We start from the raw sequence: 26,176 nt of genomic DNA on the forward strand, positions 1-26,176 counted from the left end.
GTACGTGAGCAAGCGCCCGTACGAGCACGGGCGGGCCGGAGGGCGACGGGGGCTGTCCGCCGGGAGCGGTCCGGCGGGGGCCGGTCCCGCCACGCGGCCTGTCCTTCGTTCATTCGGCGACCCGCACCGCGAACTCGCCCTCCGCCACCCTCGCCCGCAGCTCCTGGTCCGCCGAGACCTCCGACGGAGAGCGGACGACGGCCCCGTCCGGCCGCTGGAGCACCGCGTACCCCCGCTCCAGCGTCGCGGCCGGCGACAGCGAGACCACACGCGCCCGGGTGTGCGACAGCTCCGAGTCCGCGCGGTCCAGCAGATGGCGCAGCACCCGCCGACTCCGGTCGGCCAGCGCGTCGATCTCGCTCTCGCGCTCGGCCACCATCCGGTGCGGCCGCTCCATCACCGGCCGGGCCAGCGCGTGGGCGAGGCCGCGCTCCTCGCGGTCAAGCAGCCCCCGCACCGTCCGCAGCGCCCGGTCGCGCAGCGCCTGCACCCGGTCCAGCTCCTCGCCGACGTCCGGCACGATCCTCTTCGCCGCGTCCGTGGGCGTCGACGCCCGTACGTCGGCGACGAGGTCCAGCAGCGGTGAGTCGGGCTCATGCCCGATCGCCGACACGACGGGCGTACGGCAGGCGGCCACCGCCCGTACCAACTGCTCGTCCGAGAACGGCAGCAGATCCTCCACACTGCCTCCGCCGCGCGCCACGACGATCACATCGACCTCGGGCAGATCGTCCAGCTCCTTGACCGCCTGGACCACCTGGCTCACCGCGCTGACCCCCTGCACGGCGGTGTTGCGCACCTCGAAACGGACGGCGGGCCAGCGCCGCCGCGCGTTCTCCAGGACGTCCCGCTCGGCCGCCGACGCCCGCCCGCAGACGAGCCCGATCAGCTGCGGCAGAAAGGGCAGTGGACGCTTGCGATCGGCGGCGAACAGCCCCTCGGCGCCCAGGGACTTCTTCAACTGCTCCAGCCTGACGAGCAGTTCGCCGATGCCGACCGGCTTTATCTCCGTGGCCCGCAGCGACAGCTGCCCCCTCGGCGCGTACCACTCCGGCTTCGCGTGCACCACGACCCGCGCGCCCTCGGAGACGACGTCGGCGATCGCGTCGAAGACCTGGCGGTAACAGGTCACGCTCACCGAGATGTCGTAACTGGGGTCGCGCAGCGTCAGGAACACGACCCCGGCCCCGGGCCGGCGCGACAGCTGGGTGATCTGTCCCTCGACCCAGATGGCGCCGAGCCGGTCGATCCAGCCGCCGATGAGGCGCGACACCTCACCGACGGGCAGCGGGGTCTCCGGGGTCGTGTTGAGAGCCATGCCGTCGAGCGTATCGGCCGCCTGTGACAACGCGGCCCACGCCGGGACGGAGGGGGGACGCGGGGCTCAGGGGGCGTACGGGACGTGTGGCGGGACGGACGGGACGGTAGGGAGCGGGCCCTTCGTACGGAGCATGTGGCCGGGCCGTGGGGAGCCGGCCGTCCGTACGGAGCTGAACTCCCTTTACGGAACCGACGGGTCCTTCGGCGCGACCCTCCCGTACCGCCACTGGATCGCGAGCACCACCAGTCCGACCGCCAGCCAGATCGCGCCCACCACCTGCGCCGTGCCCGCCGCCTCCACGATCACCGCGACCAGGATCGCCGCGCCCACCACCGGCAGCACCACATGCGCCAGAATCCGTGGCCGCCCCCCGCCGCGCCGTACCGCGAACCATCCGACCACCGACGCGTGCAGCAGGATGAACGCCGTCAGCGCCCCGATGTCCACCACCGACACCAGATGGTCGAGCCCGTCGTCCGTCCTCGCGGCCCACACGGCGGCGACGAGGGTCACCACGGCGGCGAGCAGCAGCGCCACGCGCGGTGTCCCCGCGTCCGTACGGGACAGCAGCCGCGGCAGCCGCCGTTCGCGGCCCATCGCGAACAGCAGGCGCCCGGCGGCGGCCTGTCCGGCCAGCGCGGCGAACGCGGCGCCGATCGCCTTGCTCACCGCGACCAGGTCGTGCAGCCACGTTCCCACGGAGGCGTCCACGGCGTCGTAGAAGGCCGATCCCTGCTTGACCGGATCCGCAGCCAACTCCGCCGAGCTGAGCGGTTCGAGGAGCGCCACCAGATACGTCTGCGCGATGAACAGCACACCGGCGAGCACCAGACAGAACAGCACCGCCCGCGCCACCTTCCGCGAGCCGCCCGTCACCTCCTCGGCGAACGAGGCGATCGCGTCGAAGCCCAGATACGACAGCACGGCGACCGACACCGCGCCGAGGACCGCCGTCATGGAGAAGCTCAGATCACCCGTGAAGGGGGAGAGCCAGCCGCGCGTGGCCCCGTCCCGTACGAGCACCACGACGGCCGACACCACGAACACCATCAGCACCACGATCTCCATGGCGAGCACGAAGAAGCCGACCCGCGCGGCAGCCCGTACACCCCACAGATTGAGCAGCGTGGTGATCACGACGGCGATCCCGGTCCAGATCCACCGGTCGACGGAGGGCACCAGCGCCTCCATCGCGATCCCGGCGAAGAGATACGCGACGGCCGGGATCAGCAGATAGTCGAGCATCGCCATCCACCCGGCGATGAACCCCGGCCCCTCGCCGAGCCCCTTGCGCGCGTACGCGAAGACCGAGCCGGCCTGCGGTGCGACCGGGATCATCTGCGCGTAACTGAAGGCGGTGAACGCCATCGCGACGGTGGCGCAGACGTAGACCAGCGCGACGGCCCCGTGGGACCTCGCGTCGAGGGTGCCGTAGACGCCGACGGGGGCCATGGGCGCGATGAACAGGAGCCCGTAGACGACGAGATCGCGGAATCCGAGAGTCCGCCGCAGCGCCCCGCCCTCACCCGAGCCCTCACCCGAGCCTTCCCCGGAGCCGCCGTCCGCCCCGCCGCCCGGCCCCTTGTGCCCGCCCGCACCTCCGCCGCCGTGGTGGGGCAGATGCGCGCCCGAGGGAACGTTCGAACTCAGGTCCGGTCCCGGATCCAGGTCGAAGCCGCCGGCGCCGTCGCCCGTACGTGGGTCCGAACCGCCCGAATCGCCCGTACCGTCCGCATCCCGCGCACCGCTGCCGGCCATCGCGTCCCTCCGTCGATCACGTAGGCCCAGTCTCGGCCCGACAGCTGATCTTCCGCCTCTTCTGGGCGGCCTTACGATGGTGGGCATGACTGCTACGCCCAGCCCGTCGCCCGCCGCCAGCCCGAGTGCCGACGCCGCGCGCGGCGCCGGCAAGCGCGTCCTGCTCGCCGCGCCCCGCGGTTACTGCGCGGGCGTCGACCGCGCCGTGATCGCGGTGGAGAAAGCTCTGGAGCAGTACGGCGCGCCGATCTACGTCCGCCACGAAATCGTCCACAACAAGTATGTGGTGCAGACACTTCAGAGGAAGGGCGCGATTTTCGTCGAGGAGACGGCGGAGGTCCCCGAGGGATCGATCGTCATGTTCTCCGCGCACGGCGTGGCGCCCGTCGTCCACGACGAGGCGGCCGAGCGCAAGCTCGCGACCATCGACGCGACCTGCCCCCTGGTCACCAAGGTCCACAAGGAAGCGGTCCGGTTCGCCGGCGAGGACTACGACATCCTGCTGATCGGCCACGACGGCCATGAAGAGGTCATCGGCACCTCGGGCGAGGCGCCCGACCACATCACGCTGGTCGACGGACCGGACGATGTCGCCAACGTCGAGGTGCGCGACGAGTCCAAGGTCGTCTGGCTCTCCCAGACGACGCTCTCCGTGGACGAGACGATGGAGACGGTCGACAAGCTGAAGGAGAAGTTCCCGCTGCTGGTCGCGCCGCCGAGCGACGACATCTGCTACGCGACGCAGAACCGGCAGATCGCCGTCAAGCAGATGGGCGCCGACGCGGACCTGGTCATCGTCGTCGGCTCGAAGAACTCGTCCAACTCCGTACGGCTCGTCGAGGTCGCCCTCGGCGCGGGCTCCCGCGACGCGCATCTGGTCGACTCCGCCGACGAGATCGACGAAGCGTGGCTGGAGGGCGTCAGCACGGTCGGAGTCACCTCGGGGGCCTCCGTCCCGGAGATCCTGGTCGAGGGAGTCCTGGAGAGGCTCACGACGTACGGTTTCGAGGACGTCGAGGTCGTCAAGGCGGCCGAGGAGTCGATCGTCTTCTCGCTGCCGAAGGAACTCCGCCGCGACCTGCGCGCGGAGGCCGCCCGCCTGGCCGAGAAGTAGAGAGGCCTGGTCATCTCCCCGTAACGTTGCGTCCATGAACGTCTTCGGAGTGGACATCGGCGGGTCTGGCATCAAGGGCGCGCCAGTGGACCTGGAGCGCGGCGAGCTGGCGGAGCCGCGCCATAAAGTGCTGACCCCCCAGCCGGCCACGCCCGAGCAGGTGGCCGACTCTGTCGTCGAAGTGGTCGAGCACTTCAACTGGTCCGGCCCGGTGGGCGTCACCTTCCCGGGGGTGGTCACGGGCTCGGTCATCCGTACGGCGGCCAATGTCGACAAGCGCTGGATCGACACGGACGCCGGCAGCCTGCTGGGCGACCGGCTGAGTCTGCCCGTCACGATCCTCAACGACGGGGACGCGGCGGGCGTGGCCGAGATGACCTTCGGCGCGGGCAAGGGCCGTCAGGGCACCGTCTTCCTGCTGACCTTCGGTACGGGGATCGGCAGCGCGCTCTTCATCGACGGCAAGCTCGTCCCGAACACCGAGCTGGGCCATCTGGAGCTGAACGGCCACGACGCGGAGAAGCACGCGTCGACGAAGGCCAAGGAGGACCACGATCTGAGCTGGCACCACTGGGCGCACCGGGTGCAGAAGTATCTGGCGCACCTGGAGATGCTGTTCTCGCCGGAACTGTTCATCATCGGCGGCGGGGTCAGCCGCAAGTCGGAGCGGTTCATTCCGCTCATCGAGGGGATCAAGGCGGAGATCGTTCCGGCGGAGCTCCAGAACAACGCGGGGATCGTGGGGGCGGCGATGACGGCCGCGGATCACCGAGGGGGCCGCTGACCGACGGCGAACCTGCGAGCCGGGCGCTGCCGGTCGCGAAACCCTGAGAGGACACGGTTCAGCGCCGGATGACTGAGACCGGCGCTGATCGGCGGCGGATTGCGGGGGCGGGGGGCGCTCAGCCGCAGGTCACTGAGGCGGGCGTCGACCAGCCGCGGATGACTGAGACCGGCGCTGATCGGCCGCGGATCACTGAGAGGGCGCTGATCAGCTGCGGATCTGTGAGGCGAGTGTCGATCGGCCGCAAATGACGAGACCAGCGCTGAGACCAGCCACGGATCACCGGGGCGGGCGTCGACCAGCCGTGGATGGCTGAGCCCGGTCCTGATCGGCTGTGTCCTGCCGGGGCGGGCGTCGATCAGCTGCGTATTGCCGGGGGTGTCGACCAGCGGCGGACGACTGAGACCGGCGCTGACCAGCCACGGATCACCGAGGCGGGCGTCGCTCAGCCGTGGCGGGCGACCGCGCCGCCGGCGCCCGCCTTCTCGCCGGTTCTCGTGCCGCCCTGTCCGCCCGGTGCGCCGCGCGCGGCCAGGTCGCGTGCGCGCTGCCTGCGGCCCATCTGACGCACCTTCCGTACGGAGGCGATGAGCCCGGCGACGAGAGTGCCGCCGTACAGCCAGCCGGCCTGTACGGCGAGCGCGGTGACGACGGCCATCGTCTGCCCGCCGAAACCGCCCGTCCCGCCGGAGATCGGGAGGGTGCCGAAGGCGAAGGCGATCGGCACGCTGATCGGGGCGGTCACCAGATCGGCGGTCCGTACCCAGAGCGCGGTCAGCGCGCTGACCGGCAGGAACAGCACCCCGTAGACCAGCGGCTCGCCGTCGAACAGCAGCTCGTCCAGACATCCGACCAGGAACATCGTGGCGGCGGCGAAGAGCCCGGCGCCGAGCCCGGTCAGCCGGGGATTCGGGAGTCTGCGCAGGGTGAGCACGACGGGCGGCACCCGGCGCGTGGTCGGCGCGGGAACCCGGTAGACGGAGGCGGCGTCGGCGGCGGCGCCTCGGGGACGGACAGGGCTCTGCGGCGGCCGTGGCCGACGCTGGGGGGGACGTGTCCTGTGCTGCTCCACCGGAACAACCTAGGTCGCATAGGTGTCGGATTCAGGCGATGGACACGCCCTTTGGGCGACCTTGGCGTTGCGTTCGACGGACTCTGGGCGTGTCGCACCTCCGTATGCCGCCATCCGCCGTACCGACTGCCGTCCGCCACCGGGGCGGGCCGCCCGTAAACTGGGGGATCGGCCCCCATCCGGGCGGCCACCCCGGCCGTACAGGCCCAGCCAGTCCTCACTTCAGGAAGTCGCCAACGTGTCGCTCACGATCGGAATCGTCGGTCTGCCGAATGTCGGCAAGTCGACCCTGTTCAACGCCCTGACCAAGAACGACGTGCTGGCGGCCAACTACCCGTTCGCCACGATCGAGCCCAACGTCGGCGTCGTCGGAGTCCCCGACCCGCGTCTGGCCGTCCTCGCCAAGATCTTCGACTCGCAGAAGATCCTCCCCGCCACGGTCGACTTCGTCGACATCGCGGGTATCGTGCGCGGCGCGTCGGAGGGCGAGGGCCTGGGCAACAAGTTCCTCGCGAACATCCGTGAGTCCGACGCGATCTGCCAGGTCATCAGGGCCTTCAAGGACGAGAACGTCGTACACGTCGACGGCAAGGTCTCGCCGAAGGACGACATCGAGACGATCAACACCGAGCTGATCCTCGCCGACCTCCAGTCGGTCGAGAAGGCGGTCCCGAGGCTGACGAAGGAGTCCCGCCTCCAGAAGGAGAAGGTCGCGGTCCTGGCGGCGGTCGAGGAGGCCCAGAAGATCCTCGAAGCCGGCACGACGCTCTTCGCGGCGGGCATCTCGGCGGGCACGGAGAAGGGCAGGCTCCTCCACGAGCTGCACCTGCTCACCACCAAGCCCTTCCTGTACGTCTTCAACGTCGACGAGGACGAGCTGGTCGACGAGGACTTCAAGAACGAACAGCGCGCCCTGGTCGCCCCGGCCGAGGCGATCTTCCTGAACGCCAAGATCGAGTCCGAACTGATCGAACTGGACGACGACGAGGCCCTCGAACTGCTCCAGTCCATGGGCCAGGACGAGCCGGGCCTCGCCACCCTGGGCCGCGTCGGCTTCGCGACCCTGGGCCTCCAGACGTACCTGACGGCGGGCCCGAAGGAGACCCGCGCCTGGACGATCAAACAGGGCGCGACGGCCCCGGAGGCGGCGGGCGTGATCCACACCGACTTCCAGAAGGGCTTCATCAAGGCGGAGGTCATCTCGTTCTCGGACCTGGTGGAGGCGGGCTCGGTCACGGAATCCCGCGCCAAGGGCAAGGCCCGCATGGAGGGCAAGGACTACGTGATGCAGGACGGGGACGTGGTGGAGTTCCGCTTCAACGTCTGACGCGGATCGGCTCAGGTAGTCGCGGGCCGATGTGGGGAACGCGGCTACCGGGTGGTCCCGGGACAGGGATGTCCCCGGTGGGCATGATGGCTGCGGCGTGACCTGTCGGTCACGCGTTCGCGTCGCCCCGAGGGAGTGCAGAACATGTCGTATCCGGAACCCCGCTTCCACGGGGACAAGGGCGAGGTCAACGCGGTGTTCCGGCCCGCCGGGACTCCCCCCGACGTGCGGTCCCCGTCGGGGGCCGAGACGCACTTCGTCGCGTCCAGCGTGTCGACCGGCGGTGAGTTCGGGCTCTACCGGATGGACATGGTGCCCAGGGGAGGCGGCCCGAGCACCCATTTCCACAGGACGATCTCGGAGTCCTTCTACATCCTGGAGGGAACGGTCCGGCTGTACGACGGTGAGCGCTGGATCGAGGCGGAGAAGGGCGAGTTCCTGTACGTCCCGCCGGGCGGGCTGCACGGCTTCCGCAACGACTCGGACGCGCCCGCCTCGACTCTCATCCTGTTCGCGCCCGGCGCTCCGCGTGAGGAGTACTTCGAGAAGGTCTCGACGGTCGGGCAGATGACCGAGGAGGAGCGTACGGCGTTCTTCTTCAAGCACGACACGTACTGGGTGGACTGACGCGCGACCGCCTCAGGGGGCGAGTCCCGTCTTTGCGCCCGCGCCGCACAGCGGTACGACCACGGTGCGGTCGGTCCAGTCGCCTACGGCCGCCCAGCAGGCGACCCCCGTCGTCTCGACGAAGAGACCCCGCGACGCCAACTCCAGCTGTGCCACGCGAATCTGATCCTCGGTCACGGTGAGGAAGATGCCGTCCGATTCCCGTACGGCGCGCAGGATCTGGCGCGCGCGGGGCGGCCTCGGGATGGCGATGCCCTCGGCGAGGGTGGGCGCCGGGCTCTTGAGCGTGCCGAGGAACTCGTCGCCGAGGTCGTCCTCTCCCGCGTGGAAGGCGGCGGCCAGCGGTGAGACGGCTTCCGCCTGGACGGCGATCAACTGGGGACGCTCCGCGATGAGCCCGTGCCCGAGGAGTTCTTCGATCGCCAGCGAGGCACCGAGCAGCAGGGTGCCGTTGCCGACGGGGACGGCGATCGCCTCGGGGAGTGTGCCGCCGAGGTCCTCCCAGAGCTCGTACACGTACGTCTTCGTGCCGTGCAGGAAGAACGGGTTGTACACATGGCTCGCATAGAACGTGCCCGGTTTGTCGGCTGCGGCGCGGGCCGCCCGCGCGGTGGCCTCACGGTCGCCCCGCACGCGTTCGAGGCGCGCGCCGTGGGCGCGGATCTGCTCGATCTTCTTGGGTGACGTGGACTCCGGGACGTACACCGTGCAACTCAGCCCGGCCCGCGCGGAGTACGCGGCGAAGGCCGTTCCCGCGTTGCCGCTGCTGTCGGCGACGGCGCGGTGGACGCGCTCCGGTCCGAGCCGAAGGGCCAGTTCCGCCAGCATCACGGCGCCCCGGTCCTTGAAGGAGAGGGTCGGCATGAGGAAGTCGAGCTTCGCCGAGACGGTGGGCGTCATCGGGACCAGCGGCGTACGGCCCTCGCCGAGGGACACGGCCCTGGTCGGCAGCGGCAGCGCCTCCTCGTACCGCCACAGCGAATTGACCCGCTGCCCGAGGGACTTGAGGGACACCGGCGATGCGGAGAAGTCCAGGTCCCAGGGGCCTCCGCAGGCGGGGCAGCACCAGGGGGCCGAGTCGACGGCGGCGCGGGCACCGTCGACCGGGCAGAGGTACGTCGTCATACGACCAGCATGCCAGGCCCCGAGGAGCCGTACGCGCGGCAAAGGCCCTGCTTACAACCCTTCTTGTCACTTCATGTGAATGGCTGGCCTATGCTTGCGGTCAACAACCAACGGTTGCCAGGGTGTTGCTGTCTGTCAACTTGTTGGGAGTGGCCCTGTGGCATTCGGTGAGCAGCCGGCCTATCTGCGCGTAGCGAGTGATCTTCGGCGGAAGATCGTCGATGGTGCTCTGCCACCGAACACCCGGCTGCCGTCCCAGGCCCGGATCCGCGAGGAGTACGGGGTCTCGGACACGGTGGCTCTCGAAGCCCGCAAAGTGCTGATGGCGGAAGGGCTCGTCGAGGGCCGCTCCGGGTCGGGCACCTACGTCCGTGAGAGGCCGGTCCCGCGCCGTATCGCCCGCTCCGGCTACCGACCGCCGTCCGGCGCCAATCCCTTCCGGCAGGAGCAGGCCGAGGACGGGATGCGCGGCACCTGGGAGTCGAGCAGCGACCGCGACGAAGTCGCGCCGGGGATCGCCACCCGGCTCGGCATACAGCCGGGCGACCCCGCGATGCGTACGCGCTACGTCTTCAGGGACGCGGGGGAGCCGATGATGCTCTCCACCTCGTGGGAGCCCCTGGAAGTCACGGGACGCACGCCGGTGATGCTGCCCGAGGAGGGCCCGCTCGGGGGATGCGGGGTCGTGGAGCGGATGGCGGCCATCGGGGTCGTGGTGGACAACGTGGTGGAGGAGATCGGCGCGCGCCCGGGGCTGGCGGAGGAGCTCCTGTTGCTCGGCGGTGTACCCGGCCATGTGGTGATGGTCCTGGAACGGACGTACTACGCTTCGGGCCGCGCGGTCGAAACCGCCGACGTGGTTGTCCCGGCGGACCGTTACCGCGTCGCCTATCACCTTCCGGTCAGATGACGCCCCGGTGACCACCGGCCGACCGAAGCATCGCCCCCTCGGTCCGGGGCGGTGACGGACCGCCTCAACAGGGCTTCGCGCGGGGCGAGACGGCGCACGCCCGCGCGGGCGTGCCCTTGGGCTCCGAATCTTCTTGGCCAGATGTGTACCTCATTGTGTAAACGCGCATCCGCTGAGTGAAGGTCAGGCGTAGGCTCGGGCATATGCGGATTGGGGTTTCCAACAGATCGTCCCAGTGGTGTGGACCGTTGGCGGGAGGGGCGCGATGAGCGACAGTGGCGCTGTGCTGCCCTGGCTGGTCATACGCCAGGACGACAACGGAAACCGGTACCGCGTGGGCCGGTACGCCACGAAGGACGAGGCGCAGAAGACCGCCGACAGTCTCGGCGTCAAGGGTCACAAGCAGCTCTACTGGGTCGAGCGCCTGCAGCAGACCAGCCGCTGACCTCCCCGGACTCCGGCCCCGGGCCAGGCACTCTCCTCAGGTGCCCCCTCGTCGTGTGCGGGCCGACGGTCGCGTTACGATCCGGCGCATGAGTGACGGCGGAGCTGCGGGAGCTGCAACGGTCCTGATCGACACGGTCGCCTGGGTCCGGGTGGAGCAGGGCAGGATCCTCTGCGCGCGCTCCCGCGGGAAGGACGTCTTCTACATCCCCGGGGGAAAGCGCGAAGGCGCGGAGACCGATCTGGAGACCTTGGTGCGTGAGGTCGAGGAGGAACTGGCCGTGGCCCTCCTCCCGGACACGGCGACCCATCTGGGTACGTACGAGGCCCAGGCCCACGGTCAGCCCGAGGGTGTTCTCGTCCGGATGAGCTGCTACTCCGGCGACTACCGGGGCACGCCGGCCGCCACGAACGAGATCGAGGAGATCGGCTGGCTCTCCTACGGCGACCGGGCTCGCGTGGCCCCGGTCGACCAACTCCTCTTCGACGACCTCAGGGCGTCGGGCGAGCTGACATGACCCCCCGTCAAGATAGATCTTCTCTGATTTCGGGTATGTGCTGATAAACCCTCCTATAACGGGAACGGGTCTGCTGTCAGTTTGGGGAAGTGGTCGGCTTGATCGAGGCGGAGAGCACCTACGCCGAGTGGACTTTTCCCGCCGAGCCGAATGCCGTACGCACCGCACGCCACGCGGTACGCGACGCCCTTGGCGTCTGGCGTCTTGACCACTCCGTTCGTGATACGGCCGTCCTGCTGGTCAGCGAGCTGACCACCAACTCCCTGCGGTACACACCGGGGCCGATCGGTGTCAGGCTGGCTGTTGTTCCCTTGGGCCCCGCGGACCTCATCGGTGCCGCGCTGCTGGTGGAGGTGTCCGATCCGCTCCCCGATCCGCCGACCGCACGCTCTGCCGGCCCCGACGACGAAGGCGGCCGGGGGCTCCAGCTCGTCGCTTGCTCGGCACGGCGCTGGGGTACACGCAGGGGGAAGACGGGTAAGACGGTGTGGTTCGAGCTGCCCCTCCCTGGTTAGGAGTGTTGAGGGACGACGATCACGAGGGTCTCGGCTCAAAAAGAACGAGACTGTGCTGTGATCGTGAACGCCGTACCTGTCAGGGCCGTAGTGCTGAATACTGCGGGCATGGCCGGTCCGGTGCGTGAGCTGGAGGGGACGGTCGCGTGAGCGAGATATCTGGAACGGCGGACGACGTCGTGTGGCAGAGCAGTCCGCCCGGCTCGATCTATGACTACATAAGGGTCGCTTCCTTCTCGATCGGGCCCGACGGGCTGGTCGACCAGTGGAGTTTGCGAGCCGCTGAGCTGTTCGGAATCGCTCCGGACCAGGTCAGGGGCAAGGACCCGGTCGAGGTGTTCGTACCTTCCGACCTCCGTACGCGAGGGCACAGCAAGATCGCGGAGATCCTCGACGGCAAGGAGTGGACCGGGCTCGTTCCCTTCCGGGTGCCGGGCGAGCGTGGCCTGCACGGTCTCGCCGAGGTCTATGTGATGCCCAGTGAGACTACGAGCGGTGAACGGGCCGCGCTCTGCCTCGTCGTGGACGTCCGCGCACTGCGCCGGATCGAGACGGATCTCGCCTCCTCGCAGGCTATTTTCGGCCAATCTCCCTTCGGCTTCGTGCTGTTCGGCACCGACCTCACTGTCCAGCGGGCCAACCAACGCTTCGCCGCGGTCTTCGGCGGCTCGGCGGAGGACCACCGCGGGCGCACGGTCCACGACTATCTCTCCCGTCCCGAGGCCGAACGCTTGAACTCCTCCCTCAAGAGGGTCCTGGAGACCGGCGAATCCGCCACCGACATCCAGATCGTCGGCGTCACCCCCGGCGGCAGGGAACGCCGGCACTGGTCGGTCAACCTCTACCGCGTACTCAGCGGGGGCGGTCGCACGATCGGAGTCGCGGGGCTGGGCAGTGACGTCACGCGCCGCCAGATCGCCGCCCGTGAGGCCGCGAGCGCCCGCCGCAATCTCGCGATACTCAACGAGGCGAGCGCCCGAATAGGCAACTCCCTCGACCTGGAGACCACCGCCAAGGAACTCCTCGACGTCGCCGTCCCCGGCTTCTGCGACCTCGCGTCCGTCGACCTGTATCAGGGGCTGCTCACCGGGGAAGAGGCCCCGCCCGGACGCGGTGGCTCCTCCGGATCCGAGCCCGGCGGCGGCAGCGCCACCCTGCGGCGCGTCGCTTTCGCCAGCGCCGTCGCCGACGCGCCTCTGCTCGGTATCGACCTGACCGGTGAGGACGCCGTCGAGCCTCCGTCGGCAGGCGCCGTCCACCGATACCCCTTCAACTCGCCCTGCGCGAACGCCCTGCGCACCGGCCGGGTCCAGACGGTGCCCGGCGGACCCGGCAGCCTCATCCAGTCCACCTTCGCGGTGCCGATGGTCGCGCACGACACCGTCGTCGGACTCGCCCAGTTCTCCAGGACCAAGGGCAGCGAGCCCTTCGGGGAACGGGACCGCGCCCTCGCCGTGGAACTCGCGGCCCGCGCCGCGGTCTGTATCGACAACGCCCGCCTCTACCGGAGGGAGCACGAACGCGCGCTGATACTGCAGCGCAGTCTGCTCCCGCCCGGTGACCCCGAGGCCGCCGGGCTGGACATAGCGTGCCGCTATCTGCCGGGCAACACCGCCACCGAGGTCGGCGGAGACTGGTTCGACGTCATCGAACTGCCGGGACACCGGACCGCGCTGGTCGTCGGCGACGTCATGGGACGAGGGCTGCGCGCCGCGGTCGCCATGGGCGAGCTGCGCACAGCCGTGCGCACCCTCGCACTGCTCGACCTGGAGCCCGCCGAGGTCCTCTCCGCGCTGGACGAGATCGCCCGGGGCCTCGGCACACCGAGCGGCGCCCAGCAGGCCTCCCGCGTCGCCCACAAGTCGCGGGACGCCGACCTCTCCGAGGTGTATCTCGCGACCTGCGTCTATGCCGTCTACGACCCCGTCACCCGCCGCTGCACCTTCGCCAACGCCGGCCATCCGCCTCCCGTGCTGGTCGAGCCGGGCGAGGAGGCACTGCTTCTTGACGTACCCCCCGGGATGCCCCTCGGCGTCGGCGGAGAGCCCTTCGAGCAGGTCGAGGTCGACCTTCCCGAAGACGCGCTGCTCGCGCTCTACACCGACGGTCTCGTCGAGTCCCGGGACCACCCGATCGACGAAGGACTGACGGCTTTCCGGCGCGCCCTCACCAGTCCCGCACGGCCTCTGGAAGACGTCTGCGACCACGTACTCAACACGCTCGACACCCGGCACGGTGAGGACGACATCGCGCTGCTGATGGCCCGTATACAGGGTCTGCCTTCGGAGGCCGTCGGCGACTGGCAACTGCCGCGCGAACCGCGCTCCGTCGGCCGGGCCCGCGAGGTCGCCCGCGCGCAGCTCCACTCCTGGGGCCTCGAACCACTGGTGGACACCGTCGAACTGCTCGTCAGCGAGCTGGTCACCAACGCGATGCGCTACGGCGAGGGCGAGATCAGGCTGCGGCTCCTCCGCGACCGCACGCTGGTCTGCGAGGTGTGGGACGCGGGTCTCGTACAGCCGCGCAGGCGACGCGCGCGCGACACGGACGAGGGCGGCCGGGGACTCCAACTGGTCGGCCTGCTCAGCGCCGCCTGGGGTTCGCGTCGTACCCCTCGGGGCAAGACGGTCTGGTTCGAACTCGCCCTGCCCGACGGGGACTCGACTGCTGAGCCCACCGTCGAACAGCTCCTCAGCATGTTCTGACCCCGCGTCGCCCACTCCGGCCGGCCCACGAGAAGGCGTCCGCGGGACCGGCCGCGCGAGGTCCGTGGACAGGTGGCGGGGACGTGGGAGCGCGGTCGCTGTCGGTCGTTCCGAAGCGTGACCTGTGACGCCTCGCTCTTCAACGGGCGCGCGCGGCTGCGCGACCCCTTGGCCGGACTGTCGGACCTGTCCCCCTCCCTGCTCCGGGCGCCCGAGCGCGACGCGCGCAAGAGGAGTCATCTCAGAAGCGGCCGCCACCGCCCAGCCGGCCGCGAGTGCCACCACCGCCGAAACTGCCAGGACCAGCACCACGGCCGGCCCCATGATCTCCGCCGAAACCCCCGCCAAAGTTCTCACCCCCACCGAGTCCACCCTCGGCGCCGTACAGACCACCGATGATGATTCCTCCGAGCACGGCACCGCCGAGCCCGTTTCCTGCCCCTGTTACACCGCCGGGGCCGGATCGGTTCCCGAACGACCGCACGCCCTCCTCGGCGAGCGCCTGCGCCCGTCTGCCCAGACCGTCCGCGTGCTGGGCCTCGGCCAGCGCGCCCTGCAAGTCGCCCAGCCCCGTCAGCCTCCCGGCCTGGTCGAGCCGCCGCTCGGCCTCCACCAGCCGGGTGCGGGCCTCGGGGCCCACCGCACCGCGATGTGTCGAGAGGTAGTCGGCCGCGGCTCCGACCGCCGAGCGGGCACCGAGCATCGCCCGGTCGAGCAGCGCCGGCGTCCGGCGTCCACCCACCTCGCGCACCTCGGGCTCGGACCCGGGCGCGGGCGCGGACTCGGGCCCGGGTTCGGGCCCCGGCTTGGGTTCGCGCTCGCGCGCGCCCGCGAGAACAGCGTCCAGCGCCGCCTCCGCCTCCTCGACCCTGCGCAGGGCGTCGATCGGGTCGTGCGGCCCGGCGGCCTGTTCCTGTCGCACGTTGGCGATCACCGCCTCGGCATCGGCGACCCGTCCCCGCAGATCCCCGGCGGACGGGTCTTCCTCCATCTCCTCGAGCAGACCGCGCGCCTCCGCCAGATCGGTCTCCATCTCGGTCAACGAGCCCGGAAGCATGGCGACGGCCTCCGCGAGTTCGAGCGTCCGCCGGTCCACGCCCTCCACCAGGGTCGCCGCCTGTACGACGGCGCTCTCCGCCGCCCGTACATGCACCGCCGCCGCTCCGCTGTCGCCCCTGTCGATCGCACGGCGCGCGTCGTCCACATTCGTCGTCGCGAACACCAGCCGATCTTCGGCCTCTTCGACAGCGCTTCCCACCGGGGCCGATGCCGACTCGGCGTACCGCTCGCGCATCGCGGCGAGGGTGGAGGCGGCCGTGACAGCCCTGCCGCTCAGCCCCCGGAACGCGGCCTCGGCGGCGGTCAGCGCTTCGGGGGCGTTGCGTTCCATGTCGCGCAGCCGGTCGAAGCCCCCCGACGCCGCGTCCAGTCGGCCGTCGGCGTCCGTAGAGCGGGCGACGATCTCGTCCAGCATGCGGCGCCGGTCGTCGTCCTTCTCCGGAGGGGCGTCGTCGAGCTGCTGGCGCAGCCGGAAGGCGGACGCCAGCTCACCCCTCGCGTACGTCAGGGCCTGCTGGAACGGTCGCGTCGCGTCCTCCCCGAACTGTGCTGTGGCGAAGACGAGTTCTTCCGCGCTGGTGCGCACGGCGTCGTCCGTTTCGACCAGTGCGTGTCCCGCTCGCCGGTCGAGCTCGGGCAACGAGGCCGCAGGCGACCGCGGCGGCTCTCCGTGGCCTTCATAGCCGCTTCTCAGCGTCGTACGGGTCGAGGCACGGTTTCTGCGCTTGATGTACGTGTACGAGGCGAGAGCCGCCGCGCCGCCCACCAGGGCGACAGGAAGGACGAGCGCGCTGCCCGATCGGTTGGAGGCCGCCTCGCCGTCCGGGTCCGCCGGGCCGGGAGAGACGGAGGGCGAGGGAATGGGCATGCCGGCCGCGGCCGCGCGGTAGCCGTTGGCCGCTCCGATGGCCGCTCCGGCCCAGTCGTTCTCCCGGAGCGCGGGCTCGATGGCGGTCCTCGCCACCTCGGCGAGCCGGCCCTTCGTAAGAGGAGCGTCCGGTGCGGCGGAGTACGCGTACTTCCGCGCATGAGTGGCGACGGCGAGCAGGATGTCGTCGCGACGGAGATCGCTCCGTTCGGCGGTCGCTGCGGCCCAGCTCTGCCCGGACCTGCCGGAGAAGTCATGCACGTAGACGACGAAGAGCTGAATACGGGCGTCGCGGTGCAGCCGGTCGAGCGACGCGGCCACCGCGCGCCCCCGGCCGTCGAGCGCATCGACCTTGTCCGTGATCTGCTCTTGACGCGAAAGAGTGACGGGGTCCTCGGCTCTCGCACCCGGCGACGCGGCGGGCATCAGCAGCCATCCGGCCGTCACCAGCATGGCCAGGAGGCTCCGGCCGGCTGTTCGAGTCCGGTTACGGCTTACTATCCGTGTCACATTTGGGAGGCTATGTCCGGCCTCTGTGGTCCGCGACCGGACTGTGCGCCTGGCCCAGCCGAGTGAAGCGCCAGGCTCCGTGACGCTCCGACCGGCGCCACCTCGAAGGTGGCGCCGGTCGGACCCGGTTCCGGATCCGGGGCAGCGATCAGATGGTGAAGCGCTCCTTGGCCAGCATCGGACGGATGCGCGAGGCGAAACCGCCGGTACGGAAGGGGCGCTGCAGCAGACCGGGGCGCAGTTCCTGGGCGAGAGCGGCGGCGATCATGCCTTGGTCCAGAGCGAGAGCGGAGCTGCTGACGTGGCCGGTTCCCACGTTGACCGAGTCCCGGAAACCGAAGCCGTCCTGGTAGGCGCCGAAGTTCTCGGCGATCGCCTTGAGGTTGGCGAGGGCCTCCGACCGGGCGTAGGGGAGGGCGAGGAACGAGGCGTGCGGTGTCACGACTCCGTTGGTGTAGGCGGAGGCGGGTGGAAGCGGCTCACCGTGCGTGACGTAGGTGCGGTCGGTGTTCGAGGCGTACCCCTCGATGTTCATGCCGATCGCGTCGACGCCGTATTCCTGGTAACCGCCTTCGGGTACTTCGGCGGGGGAGAACCCCCAGTAGCCGTACTGCGCCTCCTCCAGGCCGTGCTCGATCTGGGAGCGGACGAAGCGGCGGTGGGTCGTGCCCCACGAGCGGGGGGACCACTCCGGCTCGGGTACGAACAGCGGCACCATCAGGGCTTCGAACATCGAGCCGCCCCAGGTCGGGACCAGCTTGCGGCCTCGGTAGGTGTAGTGCCCCTGCCAGAGACGGACGCCGTCGACGGTGTCGTACGCCCCGCCGGGCGCCTGCTCCTGGCCGTGCTCCGGAAGTATCGTGCGGAACATGTGCCAGTAGTGGTCCGAGGGAAGGCTGCCATCGGCGATGCCCAGATAGCTGGCCATGCGGGGCTCGGTGTTGAGAGCTCCGTAATGGTGGGCGGTCGGCTCGCCGGTGTCGGTCCAGAAACCGCCGCGGAGCTGGCCGGGGCCCGCCACCGGGTCCGCCGCGTCGTACGGCGTGTAGAAGTACGACCAGTCGGCGGTGGCCAGGAGCCTGGCTATCCGGCTGCGCAGTCGGTTGTCCGCGTCGGCGGCGATGAGCAGCCCCGTCACCAGCCACGCGTTGTCGACCGACGAGAGGAAGGGACGGACCGGGTCGCCGGTGCCCGGCCAATTGGTGAGCACCGAGCCGTCGTGCGCGTCGTACCAGTTGAGCCAGAAGCCGTGGTGGCGTTCGAGCTTCTCGACTGCGGTGACGGTGCGGTCGAGCCGGCGGTGCAGGGTGTCCTGGTCGATGACGCCGAGTCCGGCGGCGGCGACGGTGGACCAGAGCCCGCAGCCGATGTTGGTCGGCGAGGTGTTCTGCGAGGGCACGGGTCCGCCCGACGCGTCGAGGTTGATCTTGTCGGCGGCGAGACCGATGTCGGTCGTCATCACCTCGATCGAGTGATAGGTGTCGCGGAACCAGCGCCGGAGCAGCGGTGTATCAGAGGCATGAACAACACGAGCACGCGAGGCGGACCCGGTCGGTGCGGACATGGCGGGTGTGGTGACGGCTCCGAGGGACAGGGCGGTGGCGCCTGTGCCCGCGGCTGCGAGAAATGTACGACGGTCCATGAGAGTCCAGCTCCCCTTGGCAGATGTGGAGTGGTGGCCAGGGTCGGTGCCTGGGCCAGGTCTTTGGCCGCCGCCATGGCCGGAGGAATGGGCGGAGGGCCGGCCATGGCGGCGGTGCTGACACGGGGACCGACGGCGGTCAGGTGCCGCCGGCCCCCGGGACTGTGGGGGCGGTCAGGCCCGGGTGAGGTGAAGGAAGCGGATGCCCGGGTTGGGCAGCGGGACGGTCAGCGTTGCCGTGCCCTCGTCGTCCGCGACCAACGATTCGAGAGACTCGGTCGGCAGCTCGTCGGCGGACCGCAGCTTCGCCCACTGGGTCTCGTCCGGCCAGTCGCCACCGCCGAGGTCGTTCCAGACGGCCTGGATGTTGGCGTGCTGCTGGTCGACCCGGCGGGAGAGGGCGGTGTATTCCACGCCCGGCTCAAGTCCGCTGACCCGCACCGTCGCCGTACGGTCGAGGGGCGCGGAGCCATCGATCTTGGACTGGTCGAGTGTGCCGTTCCAGAGCAGGACGTCGACGGTGGACCGGTCCTCGGCGCAGGTGGCCAGGGACTCCACGAGGGCTTCGGCACCGTCGCCGCTGACGTCGGAGGGGATGCGCCCGCCGGTCAGCTGGGAGAGGAGATAGAGCGCCCAGAAGCGGGGCTTGCGGAGATTGCCGACGGTGAGAAGGCCGAATCCGCCGTGGAAGAGGCGGGGCGGCCAGCCCAGTTCCTCGAACTGGTCGGAGGCGACCCAGTACGCGAGCGCGTCGGTCGACGACAGGGCGCTCTTCATGCCGCGCAGGACGAACGGAGCGGAGAAGACGGAGTCGCTGACGCGGTGGAAGTGGGTGGGGGTGACACCCCACTCGGTCCACAGGATCTCCGGCTCGGGCCGTCCCGTCGCCTCCGCGAACGCACGGGTCATCGGACGGAAGTCCAGTGGGGCGTTGCCGTAGGTGTGGGTGGAGATGAAGTCGATCGGTACGTCGCGCTCCTGGCAGTACTCCAGGAGGGCGCCGACCCAGCCGGCCGCGGCGGACGACGGTCCGCCGACCCTGATGCGCTCATCGACACTCTTCACGGCACGGACGGCCACTTCGTAGAGCCGGTGGTAGTCGTCCTGGGTGCCGTTCCAGAAGACCTCCAGATTCGCCTCGTTCCAGACCTCGAACTCCCAGCCCGCGACGGTGTCCGTGCCGTATCGGTCCTGGAGGTGGACCGTCAACTCGCGGCAGAGGTCGCCCCAGTGCTCCCACACGGCTGGCTTGGACACCAGAGCCCGATAGTCGAAGACCGTGTAGTGCGGGTCGACGGCCAGTTCCTTGGGCATGAAGGAGAGCTCGACGACGGGCTGGAGACCCGTCGCCAGGAAGCGGTCGTAGACCTCGTCCAGGCCGGAGAAGTCGAAGGAGCCGTCCGGTTTGACGGTGAGTGTCTCCGGGAGGAAGGTGCCGTGTGCCCGGACGGAGCGCACACCGATCTCGTCACGGACGATCTCCAGGGCCTGGGCGTATTCCTTCGCGACGTCCGAGCCTCCGGCACCCGGCTGGTCCCAGAGCAGGAGGGAGAAGTGCTCGGCGCCGATCATCCTGTTCCAGACGCCCGGGAGCGGAGTCGTCGGCACCGCCGCGTCCACCGCGACGGTGACGGGTGCGGGGCTGGGACCGGCGGCCTTGGCACTGGCGAAGACCGCTTGGGAGAGAGCCCCGGGTCCGCCGTCCGACCAGGTGGCGACCTTGTAGTGGTAGACCCGGCCGGGCTCGACGAGGGTGTCCGCGTAGGGCGGATGGGGCACGGCCAGCACATCGCCGCCGAGGTGGTCGAGCGGTTCGTAGGGGCCGTCGGCGGAGTCGGCGCGGTGCACGAGATAGCCCAGAGCGCCCGCCACCGGTTGCCAGGTCAGCAGCACATGGCCGGTGCCGTCCTCGGCGGACAGGCCGACGGGGGCGGGGAGTTCGCCGATGCCGGTGAGCCGCTGATCGCTGGGCTTCCCGATACGGGTCTCCCAGTCGGCGCGGGCGGTGGACTTCTCGGTCATGTCGGTACAAACCTTTTCGTCGATGAGTGCGCGGCGGCAGGGCGGCGGCGTCGGAGCCGCGGTACGCGTCGGGAAGATCGGTGGCGGCGGTTACTTCAGACCGGTGGTGGCCAGGCCCTGGGTGAAGTGCCTCTGCAGAACGATGAAGACCAGGAGCACGGGGAGGATGATCAGGAGGGAGCCGACCATCAACATGCCGTTGGAGCCGTCCGACTGGTTGGGGTCGGTGGCGAAGGTGGCGAGGGCCACCGGGAGCGTGTACTTCTCCGGGTCGTTCGTGGCGATCAGTGGCCAGACGAAGTTGTTCCAGGAGCCGAGGAAGATAAGGATCGAGAGAGTCGCCAGTGCCGGTTTGACCAGCGGCATCGCGATCCGCCAGAAGATGTACCACTCGCCGGCGCCGTCGATCCTGGCCGCCTCCAGCAGTTCGTCCGGGATCGACTGCATGAACTGGCGCATCAGGAAGACCCCGAAGGCCTGGGCGGCGAACGGCAGCACCAGCCCCGCGTAGGAGTCGATCAGCTGGAGCTTGCTCATCAGGACGAAGAGCGGCAGCAGCATCAGATTGCCGGGCACCATCAGGGCGCCGAGCACCAGCGCGAAGATCTTGTTCCGCCCGCCGAACCTCAGTTTGGCCAGTGCGTAGCCCAGCATCGAGCAGAACACCAGATTGGAGAGCGTCACGAGGACCGCGACGGTCAGGGAGTTGAAGAAATAGAGCGAGACGTCGAGGCGGTCGAGAAGTTCGCCGAAGTGCTCCAAGGTCCAGTCGCTGGGGATCCACACCGGCGGGTTCGCGGTCAGATCGCGGTCCGTCTTGAACGCGGACAGACCCATCCACAGAAACGGCGCCACCATGACCAGCAGGCCGATGGAGAGGAGCACATAGACGCCGGACTTCTTCAGCCGTTCGCGGCCCGACGTCGGGTGGCCGCCCGGCTTGAGGCTGGACCAGGTCGGGTCCATGGGGTCCTTCGGGCCCGTGGGCTCGGAGGACGGGGGCGCGGGGGTGGTGGTGCGTGCGGCGCTCATTTCGTGTTGTCCTTCAGCAGACGGAGCTGGAGCACCGTGATCGCCATGATCACGACGAAGAGCACATACGCCATGGCGCTCGCGTAGCCCATGTGGAAGAAGTTGAAGCCCTCGCGGTACATGGACAGCGACACCGTGAGCGTGCTGTCCGAGGGCCCGCCCTGGGTCATCACGAACGGCTCCTCGAAGACGTTCAGATAGCCGATCGTGGTGATGACCGTGGTGTAGAGCATCGTGGGCCGCAGCAGGGGCACCGTGATGCGGCGGAACTCCTGCCAGGTGCTCGCGCCGTCCAGCCGCGCGGCCTCCCGTACGTCCGGCGGGATGGCCTGGAGGCCGGCGATGAAGAGCACCATGACCGTGCCGAGGTTGCGCCAGACGGCCATCACGATCAGCGAGGGCATGGCGAGGGCCTCGGAGCCGAGGAAGTCCGGTGAGGTCAGGCCGACTTCGGAGGCGAGGCCCGCGATCAGTCCGTCGGACGGATCGAGGACGAAGCGCCAGACGACGGCGATCGCGACGATGCTGGTCACGACCGGGGCGTAGAAACCGACCCGGAAGAATGTACGGGCCCGGTCGATGCCGTTGTTGAGCAGGACGGCGACGAACAGCCCGAGGCCGACGGTCAGCGGTACGCCGACGACCACGAAGTACGCGGTGTTGAAGAGGGCCTTGAGGAACTTCTCGTCCTCGAACAGCTTCGTGTAGTTCTCAAGGCCGATGAACTCCGCCGAGAAGGGATCGGTGACATTGCGCAGTCCGAAGTCCGTGAAGCTCATGACGAGCGTCGCGACGATCGGCAGAGCCATGAAGACGGCGAAGAGCACCAGGAAGGGGGTGGAGAACAGCCAGCCGGCGAAGTGCTGGACGGCGACGGGCCGGCGCTTGCCTTGTTCGCGGCCGCCGGGTGGGGAGTGCGCCCCCGGCCCGGTCTTCACCGGGGCCGCGTCCGCCACGTGTTCGGTCGTGGTGCCCATGACGACTACTCCACAAGCCCTTCGATCTCGGACTGGGTCTTCTCCGCGGCGTCCTCGGCGGAGGCCTTGCCCTGGGTCACCTGGGAGATGGCCTCGTCGACCTTCGAGGAGATCTCCGTCCACTTGGGCAGGACCGGCCAGGACTTGGCGGTCTCCATCTGCTCGCGGAAGATCTTGAAGTTGGCGTCGGCGGCGAGTTCGCCGGAGTCCCAGGCGCTGGTGTTGGCCGGGAGATCGCCCGAGCGCTTGAACCAGTCCTTCTGGCCTTCGGTTCCGGTGAGGTAGCTCAGGAGCTCCTTGGCGGCTTCCTTGTGGTCGCTGTCCTTGGAGACGACGAGGCTGGAGCCGCCGGCCATGGAGACCGAGCCCTGGTCGGCCGGGACCTTCGCGATGGCCCACTTGCCCTTGAGGTCGGGGTAGTTGTCGTTGATGCCCGCCATGGTCCAGGGGCCGGAGTAGAACATCGGGACATCGCCGCTGTTGAAGTCGGTGAGGACCTCGTAGCCCGGCTGGAAGCTCTTCTTGGAGAGGCCCTTCTCGAAGTAAGTGCCGTACTCCTTGAGGGCCTTGACGGTCTCGGGGCTGTTCATGGCGGCCTTGCCGTCGTCGGAGACGATCGAGCCACCGGCCGAGTAGAGGAAGGGGGACAAGCTCTGGACGGCGTCCAGGCCGCTGGGCTGTACGTAGATGCCCCACTGGGTGCCGGCCTTCTCCTTGAAGGCGGCGGCAGCCTGCTGGAGTTCGGGCCAGGTGGCGGGGGGCTTCGTTATGCCGGCCTTCTTGGCCAGGTCGGTGCGGTAGTAGAGGACGCGGGTCTCGACGTACCAGGGGACGCCGTAGACCTCGCCGTCCGCGACGCCCTGGTCCCAGGCGGCGGGGAAGAAGGAGTCCTTCTTGAAGGTCTTGGTGTCGACCGGTTCCAGGACGCCGAGTTCGACGAACTCGCCCATGTAGCTGCTGCCCATCTGCGTCACGTCGGGGAGGGTGCCGGCCGCGGCGGCGGAGACGAGCTTCTGGTGGGCGACGTCCCAGCCGATGGGGGTGACCTTGACGGTGATGTGAGGGTTCGCGTCCTCGTAGACCTTGGCGACCTCCGCGAGCTTCTCGCCCTCGGCGCCCATGGCCCACACGGTCAGGGTCTGCTTCTTGTCGGCGGAGACGCCCGCGCCCCCCGAACTGCCACAAGCGGTGATCCCGGCGGCCATCGTGATGACGAGGGCGGCAGAGGCGGTTCTGGCGTTGCGATGCATGGACGGCTCCTCCTTGAGCTCACCGATGTATGCGCTGCCTGTAAGCGCATACATCACTCTGCTGCAGCCGTTCCGAGAACCGCAAGGGGGCCTTTGGTCACACTCGTGCAACATGTGGGACATCCCGAGGCGCTACCTCCGCAGGCTAGGTGGGCTGTTTGCGTTGCGGAAGTGATGGGACTGATTCCGGTTGTGGTCTTGAGTGGAGGGCCGGGGCTAATCTCGCGCTCATGTCTGAGTTCGAGCACGGCTATTCCTTCGACCCGGCCTACGGCCGGACCCTCGACGAGTTGCTCGACATCCCTGTGCCTGCCCCTCCGGCGGGATTCGACGCGTACTGGCGGGACCGGTTCGCGGCGGCGGCCGGGGTGGCGACCGCGCCGGCCGTCGGGCCGCAGGAGGACGAGCGGGACGGTTGCCGGATCTTCGGGGTGTCGTACACCTCGGTCGGTGGGCTGCGTATCGGGGGCTGGCTGGTGAGGCCGGCCGAGGGGCCGGCGGAGCACGGTTTCGTGATCGGGCACGGTTATGGCGGGCGCCAGGAGCCCGGGGCGGATGTGCCGCTGCCGCTGCCTCGTAGCGCGGCCATCCTCCCGTGCGTACGGGGGATGGGCTCGCGGAGCCGGCGCCCGGGCATTCCCGGCCAGGCCGAGGCTCATGTGCTGCACGGCATCGAGTCACGCGAGACGTATGTGATCGGCGACTGCGTGGCCGATCTGTGGTGTGCGGCGTCGGCGCTGCTGGAGCTGGTACCGGAGTTGAGGGAGGGGAGCGAGGGGCCCGGAGGGGGAGCGCGGCTGGGGTACGTGGGCGAGAGCTTCGGCGGCGGGCTGGGGGCGTTGGGGCTGCCGTGGGACGACCGGTTCGCCTGCGGGCAGTTGACCGTACCGACGTTCGGGAATCATCCGCTGCGGGTCACGTTGCCGAGCGTGGGGAGCGGGGAGGCGGTACGGGCGTACTACGAGCAGCATCCGGAGGTGATGGACGTCCTCGCGTACTTCGACGCCGCGACCGCGGCGAGCCGGATCCGGGTGCCGATGATGGTGGCGCCCGCGCTGTTCGATCCGGCCGTGCCGCCGCCGGGGCAGTTCGCCGTGTACAACGCCCTGCCCGAGCCGCGGGAGCTGCATCTCCTGCGAGCCGGGCACTTCGAGTACGCGGGCGAGAGCGGCGACGTGGCGGCGCTCGCGAAGGCCCGACGCGGGTTCTTCACGGCGCGGCTGGGCTGACCCCGGGCCCGGGCCCCGAAGCCGCGGCCTGGCCCCTAGTGGGAGGCGCGCGCGTGCCTGTGAGGCGGGGGATCGTCCTCGTACCGGACGTACATGGACTACGGAAGACAACGCGCGGGGGCGCCTTCGTTGCGGGCGGGAGGGGACCTTCATCACAAACCAAAGGCTGCGGGGGGCAACCGGTAGGACCAGTTCGCCCCGAGTACCCGCCTCCGTCCAGGTGCCCGGAAGCGGACCAGGTCTCCCCAGCAGCCCGGGCCCCCCGGCCCTCAGCCGCAGCCGCAGCTTGAGCGGTGGGTCACCGAGACCGGGAGCATCAGGGAGACCGGGGGGCGGGCGGGGTCCGAGAGGCGGCGGATCAGGAGTTCCACCGCCTCCTCGCCCAGGCGGCGCATCGGCTGGCGGACCGTCGTCAGGGACGGGCGGACGATCCGGCTCAGCGGGATGCCGTCGAAGCCGGTCACGGCGATGTCGTCGGGCACCCGCACGCCACGCCGTTCCAGCGCGTGCAGTGCGCCGATCGCCATCTGGTCGTTGGCGAAGAGGATCGCCTGTGGCCACTCGCGCCCGGCGGCGCGGTCCAGGAGCGCGTCCGTCGTCCGCTCGCCCTCCGCCTGCGTCATCATCTCCGCGCGCAGGTCGGGCTCGTCGGCCACCGGCAGGCCCGCCTCCCGGCACGCCTCCTGATAGCCGCGGAACCGCGCCTGCGCGTCCGGCGACTCCTTCTCGCCGCCCACGAAGGCGAGTCTGCGCAGCCCGTGGTCGCGGATGAGATGACGGGCGAGTTCCCTCTCCCCGTCGGAGTTCGCCACCTCGATGTGGTCGAGGTGGTCGATCTCGCGCGGCCCGGCCAGCATCACGATCGGCAGCCGCAGCGAGATCACCTCAAGGTCCTCGGTGGGCACGGTCTTCGCCAGTACGGCGAACCCGTCCACCCGTCCCGCCACCTTGGCGACCAGGCTCTCCGGCCCGCCCACCAGCGAGGCGGCGATCAGCAGCGCGTAACCGTGCCGCCGCGCCGCCCGCTCCATGCCGCGGATGATCTGGTCGGAGTAGAGCATCGCGGCGGAGTCGTCGGCCTCGCCGTCGGCTTCCGCCTGCGCGTCGGTCTCGGCGTCCGGGTCCGCGTAGTCGGGGAAGCAGAGGCCGAGGACGCCGGTGGTCCGGCTGGCCAGACCACGGGCGTTGCCGCTCGGTACGTAGCCGAGGGCGCGGGCCGCCTCCAGTACACGGCCCCGGGTCTCGGCGCGTACCGAGTCCGGATTCCGGTAGACCCGCGAAACCGTCGCGATCGAGACGCCGGACCGTTCGGCGACGTCGTACACCGTGGGGGCACTCACCCGATCCGACCGTCCGCTCTCGCTTTG

At 69.8% G+C, this 26,176-nt stretch carries 21 protein-coding genes; 10 read left to right on the forward strand and 11 right to left on the reverse strand.

The annotated features are described in order from the left end of the window. Window positions 1-109 precede the first annotated feature (109 nt). Together xseA and ACFWU9_RS04400 are read right to left on the reverse strand one after the other, a co-directional pair. Window positions 110-1,318 carry an exodeoxyribonuclease VII large subunit gene (gene xseA, locus ACFWU9_RS04395; protein ID WP_384314832.1) on the reverse strand — a complete coding sequence of 403 codons (1,209 nt, stop codon included), beginning with the start codon at window positions 1,316-1,318 and terminating at the stop codon, window positions 110-112. 183 nt (window positions 1,319-1,501) lie between these two features. Further along, the gene (locus ACFWU9_RS04400) at window positions 1,502-3,079 is read right to left on the reverse strand and encodes an APC family permease (RefSeq protein WP_384314833.1); all 1,578 of its coding nucleotides are present in this window, start codon (window positions 3,077-3,079) and stop codon (window positions 1,502-1,504) included. Between the two features lie 85 nt (window positions 3,080-3,164). On the opposite strand from ACFWU9_RS04400, the gene ACFWU9_RS04405 reads away from it, so the two are divergent. Both ACFWU9_RS04405 and ppgK read left to right on the forward strand, forming a co-directional pair. Beyond that, window positions 3,165-4,193, forward strand: a complete 1,029-nt coding sequence (locus ACFWU9_RS04405) for a 4-hydroxy-3-methylbut-2-enyl diphosphate reductase (RefSeq protein WP_384314834.1) — start codon at window positions 3,165-3,167, stop codon at window positions 4,191-4,193. Window positions 4,194-4,227: 34 nt separating this feature from the next. Continuing rightward, the gene (ppgK, locus tag ACFWU9_RS04410; protein ID WP_384314835.1) at window positions 4,228-4,977 is read left to right on the forward strand and encodes a polyphosphate--glucose phosphotransferase; all 750 of its coding nucleotides are present in this window, start codon (window positions 4,228-4,230) and stop codon (window positions 4,975-4,977) included. A 445-nt stretch (window positions 4,978-5,422) separates the two neighbouring features. Here ppgK and ACFWU9_RS04415 read toward each other — a convergent pair whose 3' ends face one another. Next, entirely contained in the window at window positions 5,423-6,049 is a 627-nt protein-coding gene (locus ACFWU9_RS04415) for a DUF6542 domain-containing protein (RefSeq protein ID WP_384314836.1), read from the reverse strand. Between the two features lie 238 nt (window positions 6,050-6,287). Here ACFWU9_RS04415 and ychF point away from each other — a divergent pair, with 238 nt between their 5' ends. Both ychF and ACFWU9_RS04425 read left to right on the forward strand, forming a co-directional pair. Next, window positions 6,288-7,376, forward strand: a complete 1,089-nt coding sequence (gene ychF, locus ACFWU9_RS04420) for a redox-regulated ATPase YchF (protein WP_384314837.1) — start codon at window positions 6,288-6,290, stop codon at window positions 7,374-7,376. 144 nt (window positions 7,377-7,520) lie between these two features. Then, window positions 7,521-8,003 carry a cupin domain-containing protein gene (locus tag ACFWU9_RS04425; protein WP_384314838.1) on the forward strand — a complete coding sequence of 161 codons (483 nt, stop codon included), beginning with the start codon at window positions 7,521-7,523 and terminating at the stop codon, window positions 8,001-8,003. A gap of 12 nt (window positions 8,004-8,015) precedes the next feature. On the opposite strand, the gene ACFWU9_RS04430 is transcribed toward ACFWU9_RS04425, so the two are convergent. After that, window positions 8,016-9,128 (reverse strand): threonine synthase, encoded by a 1,113-nt coding sequence (locus tag ACFWU9_RS04430; RefSeq protein ID WP_384314839.1) that lies wholly within the window; start codon window positions 9,126-9,128, stop codon window positions 8,016-8,018. Between the two features lie 157 nt (window positions 9,129-9,285). Here ACFWU9_RS04430 and ACFWU9_RS04435 point away from each other — a divergent pair, with 157 nt between their 5' ends. The 5 genes from ACFWU9_RS04435 to ACFWU9_RS04455 all read left to right on the forward strand — a co-directional run bounded on the left by ACFWU9_RS04435 (window position 9,286) and on the right by ACFWU9_RS04455 (window position 14,220). Then, window positions 9,286-10,038, forward strand: a complete 753-nt coding sequence (locus ACFWU9_RS04435) for a GntR family transcriptional regulator (RefSeq protein ID WP_384314840.1) — start codon at window positions 9,286-9,288, stop codon at window positions 10,036-10,038. 265 nt (window positions 10,039-10,303) lie between these two features. Next, window positions 10,304-10,483: an SPOR domain-containing protein gene (locus ACFWU9_RS04440; protein ID WP_384314841.1), complete on the forward strand. Its 180-nt coding sequence runs from the start codon at window positions 10,304-10,306 to the stop codon at window positions 10,481-10,483. An 88-nt stretch (window positions 10,484-10,571) separates the two neighbouring features. After that, the gene (locus ACFWU9_RS04445; protein WP_384314842.1) at window positions 10,572-11,000 is read left to right on the forward strand and encodes an NUDIX domain-containing protein; all 429 of its coding nucleotides are present in this window, start codon (window positions 10,572-10,574) and stop codon (window positions 10,998-11,000) included. Between the two features lie 89 nt (window positions 11,001-11,089). Beyond that, window positions 11,090-11,515 (forward strand): ATP-binding protein, encoded by a 426-nt coding sequence (locus tag ACFWU9_RS04450; RefSeq protein WP_384314843.1) that lies wholly within the window; start codon window positions 11,090-11,092, stop codon window positions 11,513-11,515. A 146-nt stretch (window positions 11,516-11,661) separates the two neighbouring features. Further along, window positions 11,662-14,220 carry a SpoIIE family protein phosphatase gene (locus ACFWU9_RS04455; RefSeq protein ID WP_384314844.1) on the forward strand — a complete coding sequence of 853 codons (2,559 nt, stop codon included), beginning with the start codon at window positions 11,662-11,664 and terminating at the stop codon, window positions 14,218-14,220. A gap of 241 nt (window positions 14,221-14,461) precedes the next feature. On the opposite strand, the gene ACFWU9_RS04460 is transcribed toward ACFWU9_RS04455, so the two are convergent. From ACFWU9_RS04460 to ACFWU9_RS04485, 6 genes are all read right to left on the reverse strand, one after another. Continuing rightward, on the reverse strand, window positions 14,462-16,600 hold the full coding sequence (locus tag ACFWU9_RS04460) for a TPM domain-containing protein (RefSeq protein ID WP_384314845.1): 2,139 nt from the start codon (window positions 16,598-16,600) through the stop codon (window positions 14,462-14,464). A 205-nt stretch (window positions 16,601-16,805) separates the two neighbouring features. Next, window positions 16,806-18,299 carry a glucoamylase family protein gene (locus ACFWU9_RS04465; protein ID WP_384314846.1) on the reverse strand — a complete coding sequence of 498 codons (1,494 nt, stop codon included), beginning with the start codon at window positions 18,297-18,299 and terminating at the stop codon, window positions 16,806-16,808. A 174-nt stretch (window positions 18,300-18,473) separates the two neighbouring features. After that, window positions 18,474-20,321, reverse strand: a complete 1,848-nt coding sequence (locus ACFWU9_RS04470) for a glycoside hydrolase (protein ID WP_384314847.1) — start codon at window positions 20,319-20,321, stop codon at window positions 18,474-18,476. Between the two features lie 90 nt (window positions 20,322-20,411). Then, window positions 20,412-21,353: a carbohydrate ABC transporter permease gene (locus tag ACFWU9_RS04475; RefSeq protein ID WP_384314848.1), complete on the reverse strand. Its 942-nt coding sequence runs from the start codon at window positions 21,351-21,353 to the stop codon at window positions 20,412-20,414. After that, entirely contained in the window at window positions 21,350-22,330 is a 981-nt protein-coding gene (locus tag ACFWU9_RS04480; RefSeq protein ID WP_384314849.1) for a carbohydrate ABC transporter permease, read from the reverse strand. Before ACFWU9_RS04480 ends, ACFWU9_RS04475 begins: the two co-directional genes overlap by 4 nt. 5 nt (window positions 22,331-22,335) lie before the next feature. Continuing rightward, window positions 22,336-23,580, reverse strand: coding sequence for a sugar ABC transporter substrate-binding protein (locus ACFWU9_RS04485; RefSeq protein WP_384314850.1), 1,245 nt, complete (start codon window positions 23,578-23,580; stop codon window positions 22,336-22,338). Window positions 23,581-23,810: 230 nt separating this feature from the next. On the opposite strand from ACFWU9_RS04485, the gene ACFWU9_RS04490 reads away from it, so the two are divergent. Beyond that, window positions 23,811-24,809, forward strand: coding sequence for an acetylxylan esterase (locus ACFWU9_RS04490; RefSeq protein WP_384314851.1), 999 nt, complete (start codon window positions 23,811-23,813; stop codon window positions 24,807-24,809). 269 nt (window positions 24,810-25,078) lie between these two features. Here the strand turns inward: ACFWU9_RS04490 and ACFWU9_RS04495 are convergent, their stop codons facing one another. Continuing rightward, entirely contained in the window at window positions 25,079-26,149 is a 1,071-nt protein-coding gene (locus ACFWU9_RS04495) for a LacI family DNA-binding transcriptional regulator (RefSeq protein ID WP_384314852.1), read from the reverse strand. Window positions 26,150-26,176: the final 27 nt, after the last annotated feature.

The sequence above is a fragment of the Streptomyces sp. NPDC058653 genome, assembly GCF_042716895.1.
Classification (GTDB): domain Bacteria; phylum Actinomycetota; class Actinomycetes; order Streptomycetales; family Streptomycetaceae; genus Streptomyces.